The organism is Enterobacter sp. Ap-867 (assembly GCF_011752855.1).
Classification (GTDB): domain Bacteria; phylum Pseudomonadota; class Gammaproteobacteria; order Enterobacterales; family Enterobacteriaceae; genus Cedecea.
The window spans coordinates 1-7,965 of the sequence record NZ_VWWS01000017.1 but is presented as its reverse complement, the minus strand read 5'-3'; the positions used below and the strand labels follow the sequence as shown (position 1 = coordinate 7,965).

The window sequence follows — 7,965 nt, the reverse complement described above, 5'->3', positions numbered from 1 at the left end:
GGTTCAGCGATATTCTTCATGCCCGGAAAACGATTAATGACTGGCGGCAGGATTATAACGAGTGCCGTCCCCATTCATCGCTGGATTACCAGACACCAGCTGAATTCGCAACGGACTGGCGAAACAGGAAATATGAAGAAAAACCAACCGACATTACTAACTGAAGGTTTTATCGAAACCAGGGGGCAGGTGACTACCATCACGTATAAAATTTACAAAAGAAAATACTCCCTGCTAAAAAATAAGAATTTGAATAGTATTGATTCAACTGGAATGCAATCTCTCTCTAGAGGATAATAAAATGATTAATAAAGAGAGTTATGAAAATTACTATCATGTATTCAAGCATGACTATAGAGGCTGCCACCATTGTAATAAGATTATTCACATCAATGACACAAGATGTAGGTGGTGTGGTTGTAAAAAAACAAATAAAATAACCCAGTATAAACCGTCATCCTTTGTGTCGTTCTTTCTGTACAGTTCATTCATATTCTTACTTGGTTGTTTTGATGCAAATAAAATAATATGCATTTTAATTATAGTGTTCGCATCAATTTTTTTTTCAAAAGTAAAAAATACAAGATGGTTGAAGAAAAATCCTTTTTGATCTGTAATTTTTTTAGAAAATACGATGCATAACGTTGAAGGTTATTATTGTAAATTTTAGAGGCGACATCACTCATTAACTTCACTCTTCATTTTCATGATTTTTGTAAAAAATCATTTATCTTTTTTTGTATTATGTATAAATAAAACAGTTGCTGCTTACTCCTAAGCCCTGATTTTTTTTTGATATTACCAATATGAGTTGACAAAGTTTTTTCCATGAAGGAATGTTGATTGCAAATATCTTTAACACTCTTCCCTTCACAAAGGCATTTAATAACTTCACTTTCAGTCCTGCTGTAACTTAAAATTTTATTTTTAAATTCTTGTTTAACAAGGAAATTACTAACTTTATCCTTCAAAAGCTCTGACAAAGTATTATTCCCTATGACAATTATTTTGTAATCGACAGGAATATATTCCTCTCTAAAAGTTGAAAGATCTGAAACAATAAAGAGTAATCTATTATTTTTTTTCGCATGAAATAATATTTCATACGCATTGCTATCCCTAAGCAAAAAAAAATCACTAATGACTACTGCTGATGGTTTACGAGAGATGAATTTTTTTATGATATCTCTTTCGTAACATGAGTAAATTTCACACACCTGTCCTTTTATGTTTTTTATAACTGCCTTGCCTGAATCACGATCAATACAGTCGCTTATAATAAACATCATACTTTATACCTCTCACATTAATTTATCTAATAGTGTAAAAGTCCTATCTTAAAATCCTAAAACCACTCTTGAAAATGTCAAATCTATTGCATAACTCAAGATCAGAACTAAATTAGTAATAGTAAATGAATCCATTATTTAGAATAATAAATAAAGCCATTTAAAATGTAAGGGAGAAAATTTAAAAAAAATATTTATCAGAAATTCTTAAAGGGATGAATAAAAAAAGGAGTAATAAATGTATACTGATTTTGCATGGGAATTTCTTAGAAGAAATGATAGCTATAGAGAGTGCTGGAATGAAATGCAGTTAAAAGTGGCTCAAGAAAAAAACTCAAAAGCAATAGTAAATAACGCTGCAGCATCATGGGGGTTGGTGAATTTTGTTGATCCATATACATCATCACCATTAGACGTTTTTTGGTGTCCTAAAGTTAGCAGAAGAACACTTTATGCAAAGGTTGCAGAGTGTGCTGAGCATGACATCTATGGCACTTCAAAAATAGACTTGAGATTAATTAATAAATCATTGGAAATAAAGGGTATTGGTGTCATTACAAAATATTATAATGAAAATGGTTATGTACAAATAATAACAGAGGATGCATTATCCAGTAATGAAAATTTTTTGTTCTTTTCATTAAACAAATCAAGCTTAGTTAATAACTTGCGACTTGTTAGTTTTTTATATGGAGAAAATTGCGCTTTAACAACAAAATCAATGAAAAATACACAAGAATATCTGTCATTCTATGACTTGTATAATAATGGATTAACTCAGAGAGAAATTGCTAAAATTAAGTTTAAGGATTTTTTTACCGATCAGAGTTGGGAGTGTTCAGATTGGTTACGCGCAAGGGTTCGTTACAAAATAAAAAAGGCTACAAGTTATATAAGAGGGCAATATCTTGATCTTGTTTAGAATTATTAAAACAAAGGCATTGTTGAAAAGATTGTGATAGTGAAGCCTCTGGTGTTGCTGAAGGACATTAAATTTCAAAGACTCGGCTCACCAGACGCATTTCGACCAGGGGATGGCCAAAGTAAAATGATTCAACCTGACCTTTGTGCAGTGACCCTGACCCCGAATATGCTCCAGTCATAATCAGGAATAACCGGCTTCATGTTGGTTGCATGTTCTGGCAACCGGCAGACTTTTCAGCAAATTCGGACGGGGTCATCCAGCCCAGCGCAGAATGAGGACGTCTCTGGTTATAGTATATGCGCCAGGCTTCGATTTTGCACCGGGCATCCTCCAGCGACATGAACCAGTTTTCGTTCAGGCACTCCTGCCGCAGCCTGCCGTTGAACGACTCCACGGTCGCATTGTCCGTGGGCGTTCCCGGTCGTGAGAAGTCGATGCGGATCCCTCTTTCGTACACCCATTTGTCCAGCATTTTCCCTGCAAATTAAGAGCCATTATCGGTTTTCAGCAATTGTGGGTGTTGTGGTTCACGCAGGCCGGGATGCAGGCCATCGCCCCCCGCGCCAGAAATAAACACCTTCAGCAGTGCCGCCGGCTTTATGAGCAAATCCGCAACCTGAGCCCGCAGCGTCAGGCAGCCCGGACGGGCGCTCAGCGCCAGCTTCTCCTTTATCTCCATCATTCATTCTCCTCATTCACCCCCGCGGGAGCGCGGGGGTGAATAAAAAATCATCATTAAAAATAAAAACCAAAGGTTAAAAACTAAAGACTAAATGCTAAAGACCCTGACGACACACGACGGCTACATCCCTGACTACCGCGGATTGTTTATCGTTATCCCGGTAGTTCACGTTCCCATTGCCGAGCGTAACCACGTAGTGCGCTGTGCTGTCATACTCATCTGATGTCCAGGAGAATGCTGAGCTGAACCCTTTACTATACGAAGACATGTCACCCCACTCATTCCACAGATGGCCTATCGCACTGCGTTTTGAAACGGTTCCTAGTTTGCTGGCGGTCATCTGTAGAACCGTTGGCATACTATACCCTGACTGCGATGAGCAGTACGTGTTTGCCTCAGCCCAGGTATTAGTTGTAGCTCCGCTATTTATGAACCAGCTCTTAAGCGTGAAGCTGTACTTAATGATTTTCCCCTGACCACTGGTCGGGGTGCCGGTGATGGTCACTTTACTGCCCGTCCCCGTGCCGGTGAACTTCACCACTCCACTGGCCACTGATACCCAGCTGGCGTCGGATTTCCATGTGTAGTCAGTCGCGCTCTTGCTGTCCTTCGGCACGATGGTGAACGTCGCCCCGGTAAAGCCGGTGGTCGGGAATGTCCCCTCTTCACTGGTCTGTGTAAAGGTGTAAGCATTGACATGCGTATTGATGGATGCGGGGGCCTCATCTCTCAGCGTAATGGCATACTTCTCAGACTTCGGCGGCGTGTCCCACCCGGCAAGCTTCAGCGATGCCTGATTGTCTGTGCTCATCGTCCCTGCCGTGTACGTCGCCGTGTAGGTTCCGTCGCTGTTGTCCTTCCAGCTGCTGTCCGTTTTAAGCGTTGCGTTCGGCACCGTCACCGTGGAGGTGGTCAGCAGGCCCGCATCGCCCGTCAGGGCCGTGCCGTTCCTGTCCTTCAGCGTCACCTTGATGGTGATGTCGTCGCCTGAGACGTAGGTGTCCTTGTCCCGCGCGATGAGGGACTGGCTCTGGTCCGGCGTGGTGGCCGTCAGCGTCACCGTTGCACTCAGACTGTCTATCGCGGTACCGTTGTACTCCGGCACCACGGTATATTGACCCGCCGTGGTCCCCTTCAGGGTAGCCGTGTAGGTACCCGCTGTGCTGCTCTCCGTGATGGCGCTTTCCGTGATGATACCGCTGGCCGGTGTCTGACCACCGCTGTCTTTTACCGTGAATGTCAGACTGTCCTTCAGCCCCGTCAGGGCGTTACCCTGCGCGTCCTTCGCAACCAGTGTCAGCGTAGAGGTGGCCGCGTTGTCAGCCGCAATGGTCTCCGGGCTCGCCGTGAACACCGACTGTCCCGCATCCGGCGTGGTGCTGCTGATGGTCACTCCGGCCGGGGAGAGCGTGACGCCACTTACCGACGGTGTTAACGTCACCGTCTCAACATCCGTGCCCGCCGTCACCGTCACGGTGTACACGCCCGCGGATTTTCGGGTCAGTGCCGATACCGTGGCGCTTTTCAGCGTGCTGTTTTTCAGGCTGATGTCCTTCACATCCATGTCCACCGCCTGGTTATTCCCGTCCCGCAGACTCAGGGTCAGAGCCTGCACACTCCTGCCGTCCGCAGCCAGCGAAGAGGTGGCGGGCGTGAACGTACTCTGCACCGCGCTGACCTGAGGCGCCTGCACCGTCACCTGAGTTTCAGCCTGATTTGAGCGGTTTCCTTTTCTGTCCACCGCCACACCCTGCACGGTATAGCTGTTGACGTCAGCCCGGTAAACCGGCATCACCACGGCCCAGTCCTCTCCGCTCTGCACGATTTTTCCTCCCGCGGCGATGAGTAATGAAGCCGACCAGTCAATGCGCTCCAGACCGTACTTGCTGTTGACGGATACCCCCAGAGACTTCTGCTCCCCGGTATGCCCCGTCACCAGATCGGCCGTCTTCAGGCGAATAACCTCTTTCTTGCGGTACTCCAGCACGATGTTGTTATTGCGCTCCACCAGGTCATATCTGCTACCGGCCAGGCTGCGCATGGCAGCCACCGCGTCCGGATTAATCTGGTGCTGCCAGGGCATACCCAGCTGGTAATTCATGTCCACGCCAAAGCGTGTTTCGGCGTTTGACCCGGCCCCCTGACGCTGCTCTGCACTGAACGTCAGCAGCGGCACCGGCGTATAGTTAATCCCCGCCGTAATGGCGTGCGGGTCACGCTGTCGACTGTCAATGCCGAACAGGGCGACTTCTTTGCCATAGTACTGCTCATAGGTCAGCTTGCCGCCGAGCTGCGGCAGCGCCGGAAGCCAGTACTGTGCCCTGACATCCCAGCCTCTGGCCGGACGCTCCTGGTAATCGGTCAGGTCAGGGGAATCCTTCCACCCGGTCAGGGGGATATATCCGTTAAAGCCCAGCTTCAGGAAGTCTCGCCAGTATTCAAGGCCGGCGCCGGCACGGGCGTGGTCCCGGGACAGGTCGTAATCGAGAAAGCTGTTGGCACCGAACATCCATGCATCATAGAAGCGCCGGACGCCGGCACCAAGATTAGCCTGAGTCCGGTCATCGGTGCGGTGAATGCTGCCCTGAGAAAAAACAAGCCTGTCCTTTTGTTCGTACAACGGGACAAGCAGGTCAAGTTGTGAGTTTTTCAGAGAGAAATTTTTATCCGCATCCAGCTGCACTCGGGCCGTACCGAAACGACTCAGCCACTGCTGAATTTCACCACTGGCAGCACCGCTCGCCATCCCGCGCGCCATGGACGCTGCCGCGTCGCTTCTGGTGCTGGCTGAGATGAAATTACCGGCCTGTGAGGCATAGCCGGCGACTTTCGTCTGCGCATCATCTTCCTTTTCCTTTTTGTCTGAAACCGCCCCTGACGGCGTATCATCCCAGCGAACTTCCGGGAGCGGAGCCACAGGAACGTCCAGCTCATCCCCCGCCTGCAGGTGGTCAAATCCGTGAGCGAAAGTGCGGAACTGGTTCAGTTTACGCAGTGAATCTACGGACATATTGTATTTTCTGGCAACGGACGAAACGCTCTCCCCCTCACCAAGGGTGTACACCCGGGTCTGCATTGCTGAAACTGCCTGCTCATGCAGAAAACGTCCGTCACTGCCGGCCGTGCCGGCGACCGCGGGCGTAAAAGCGACCGCCAGGGGAAAGGCTGCCTGTACGGCGATGTTTAGCCAGGCAAATAATCGCATTCTCAGCGACACGGGAACTAAGGATGATGTCTTCACAAATGACTCCATAAATTACGCCGGTTCTGTCCGGACGTCGGCTGTGTACAAATAAGTGAGTTCCAGAGAACGGGGGTTGTAAGTTGCAATGCCGTGATGCGTCAGCTGCCGTTTCTCTGGAGGCCACTCCACGGCGCGATACGGAGGCTTGCATCGGGAGGGGCTCCCCCTTCCTTCTTGCATCCTCATGCCGCTTCAAATTTGTTTTCTATTTATTAACGCCCTCTAAGCCAAAAATGCCTGGTAATCCCTGGTTTCGTTCATTCACAAACTGTAGAAATGCCAGTTGCCGCATTCCGGTCTTCTCAAGAATTTTTTTTCGATGTGCGTAGAGTGTCTTTAAGGGTTTTCCGGTTATACGGGAAACCAGATGAATGCTCATCCCTGACAAAAAAAACGGCAGCATGTGACGTTCGGTGAGTGTCAGGTTAATATTTTTGATACGGGCAAATTTTCCCTGTGAGTATTGCCCTGACTGACGTAAAGCCAGGCGTAACGAGGTAATATCCTGTCGCTGACTAACGCAGAGGTATCTCTGATTTGCAAACGGACATAACCTGCCGCTCTGTTCGCAGGCCAGCCAGACCAGGATGGCATCTGGTCGAAGCGCATGAAGGGTATTCAGGGCCGACCACTCCCCCCGGAGCACAATCCGGCTGTCCACCGCGATGATGACCCGCCCGGCAGCCCTGACCTCCGGAGGCAGGTATGGCGAACTGAATCCGACACGGAGGGAGTCCATTTCAGGCAGCAGTGCAGCAAGCCCCGTGTATAACCAGTGGTTTTCAGTCAATACAATCAGCATCACGTCGTTTTTCATATCCCGCACCGCTTCATGTAAACGGACATTCCCTTGTGCGTGAGCTGCATTTTCTCTGATAGCTCCTGGTATACGCAGGCCGTGCATAGAATGGTGCAGGGGATATCTTTCATACTGACTGCCCGCATGAATAAGTGCAGAAGCCTGAATTCAAAAGGCGTGAGAAAACGGGTTTCGGAGTATTGGATATTTTTTTCTCCGTTGTCAGGTGCCTGCCTAATCTCACCGGCAACCCGCTCAGGCCTGCAGTCTGAGGGGAATATGGCATATACAGAGGTAAACTCGGTCAATAATAAGAGCGGCAATGGATATAGCGCCTGGCAGGGGATAACAATGCCCCTTTTTAAATTAAAAACCTGAGGACATATTAAAAATATATAAAATGGAAATTCATCAAGATTAACAAAGTAAAGATTTTCTCTGCCCGCTATCTCAGCAATAGCCATGAACCCCTTTCCAGAAAGAGGCTCATTTTCGGGCCAGCACGCGCACTTATCCATGTGATTTTCCTTCCCAGGATTAAAAACCAGGCTATTACTTACGAGCAAAAAAAGAACGGCTACAGATGAAAATAAACAATCTCAGTCAGACGCTATGGTGTTGTTTACACATAGAATTCTCGCGACAACAGTGTATTTTGATCATTATACACACAATCAAAGGATAGTCAAAAACGATCAATTATAACCACATGATAGCCTGTGACTATCAAAAGGTGGTAATCGATCGATGTCGCCTGTATTAATCAAGCATCAGTTTGAAAATATTAAGTGCGCGGGTGGGAATAAACAACAATAACCGAGAGGGAGATGTTCCAGGTAAACTCATATCACTGAAACCTGAATGAATTGCACAATTTTGTATTTATCACCTGCGTGAGCATCAGCCTGTTAACTTTAAAAAAATGGATATTTGAGCAACTTTGTATTTATGATGGTGTTTTATTCTTTGTGAACGCCAATGAGCCATATGAAAACAATATCACCCAGGCCATTTCAGTTATGGATG

At 47.1% G+C, this 7,965-nt stretch carries 6 protein-coding genes and 2 pseudogenes; 2 read left to right on the top strand and 6 right to left on the bottom strand.

Annotated elements, in window-relative coordinates:
- A partial coding sequence (locus tag F3J26_RS22405) for an integrase core domain-containing protein (RefSeq protein WP_166996017.1) occupies positions 1 to 164 on the top strand: 164 nt, incomplete at its 5' end.
- Between the two features lie 540 nt (positions 165 to 704).
- Here F3J26_RS22405 and F3J26_RS22400 read toward each other — a convergent pair.
- Positions 705 to 1,289: a LuxR C-terminal-related transcriptional regulator gene (locus F3J26_RS22400; RefSeq protein ID WP_008458777.1), complete on the bottom strand. Its 585-nt coding sequence runs from the start codon at positions 1,287 to 1,289 to the stop codon at positions 705 to 707.
- A gap of 238 nt (positions 1,290 to 1,527) precedes the next feature.
- Here F3J26_RS22400 and F3J26_RS22395 point away from each other — a divergent pair, with 238 nt between their 5' ends.
- Positions 1,528 to 2,211: a transcriptional regulator domain-containing protein gene (locus tag F3J26_RS22395; RefSeq protein ID WP_008458776.1), complete on the top strand. Its 684-nt coding sequence runs from the start codon at positions 1,528 to 1,530 to the stop codon at positions 2,209 to 2,211.
- Between the two features lie 67 nt (positions 2,212 to 2,278).
- Here the strand turns inward: F3J26_RS22395 and F3J26_RS22890 are convergent.
- From F3J26_RS22890 to F3J26_RS22375, 5 genes and pseudogenes are all read right to left on the bottom strand, one after another.
- Positions 2,279 to 2,365 (bottom strand): annotated as a pseudogene (locus F3J26_RS22890) (IS6 family transposase); the annotation flags it as partial.
- A 45-nt stretch (positions 2,366 to 2,410) separates the two neighbouring features.
- Positions 2,411 to 2,731: pseudogene (locus F3J26_RS22390) on the bottom strand (integrase core domain-containing protein); the annotation flags it as partial.
- 259 nt (positions 2,732 to 2,990) lie between these two features.
- Positions 2,991 to 6,137 (bottom strand): inverse autotransporter beta domain-containing protein, encoded by a 3,147-nt coding sequence (locus F3J26_RS22385; RefSeq protein ID WP_336709899.1) that lies wholly within the window; start codon positions 6,135 to 6,137, stop codon positions 2,991 to 2,993.
- Positions 6,138 to 6,345: 208 nt separating this feature from the next.
- On the bottom strand, positions 6,346 to 6,957 hold the full coding sequence (locus F3J26_RS22380; protein ID WP_166996013.1) for a transcriptional regulator: 612 nt from the start codon (positions 6,955 to 6,957) through the stop codon (positions 6,346 to 6,348).
- A complete protein-coding gene (locus F3J26_RS22375; protein WP_008458550.1) occupies positions 6,954 to 7,457 on the bottom strand; it encodes a hypothetical protein in 504 nt (167 codons plus the stop codon). The genes F3J26_RS22380 and F3J26_RS22375 overlap by 4 nt, the downstream gene beginning before the upstream one ends.
- Positions 7,458 to 7,965 lie beyond the last annotated feature (508 nt).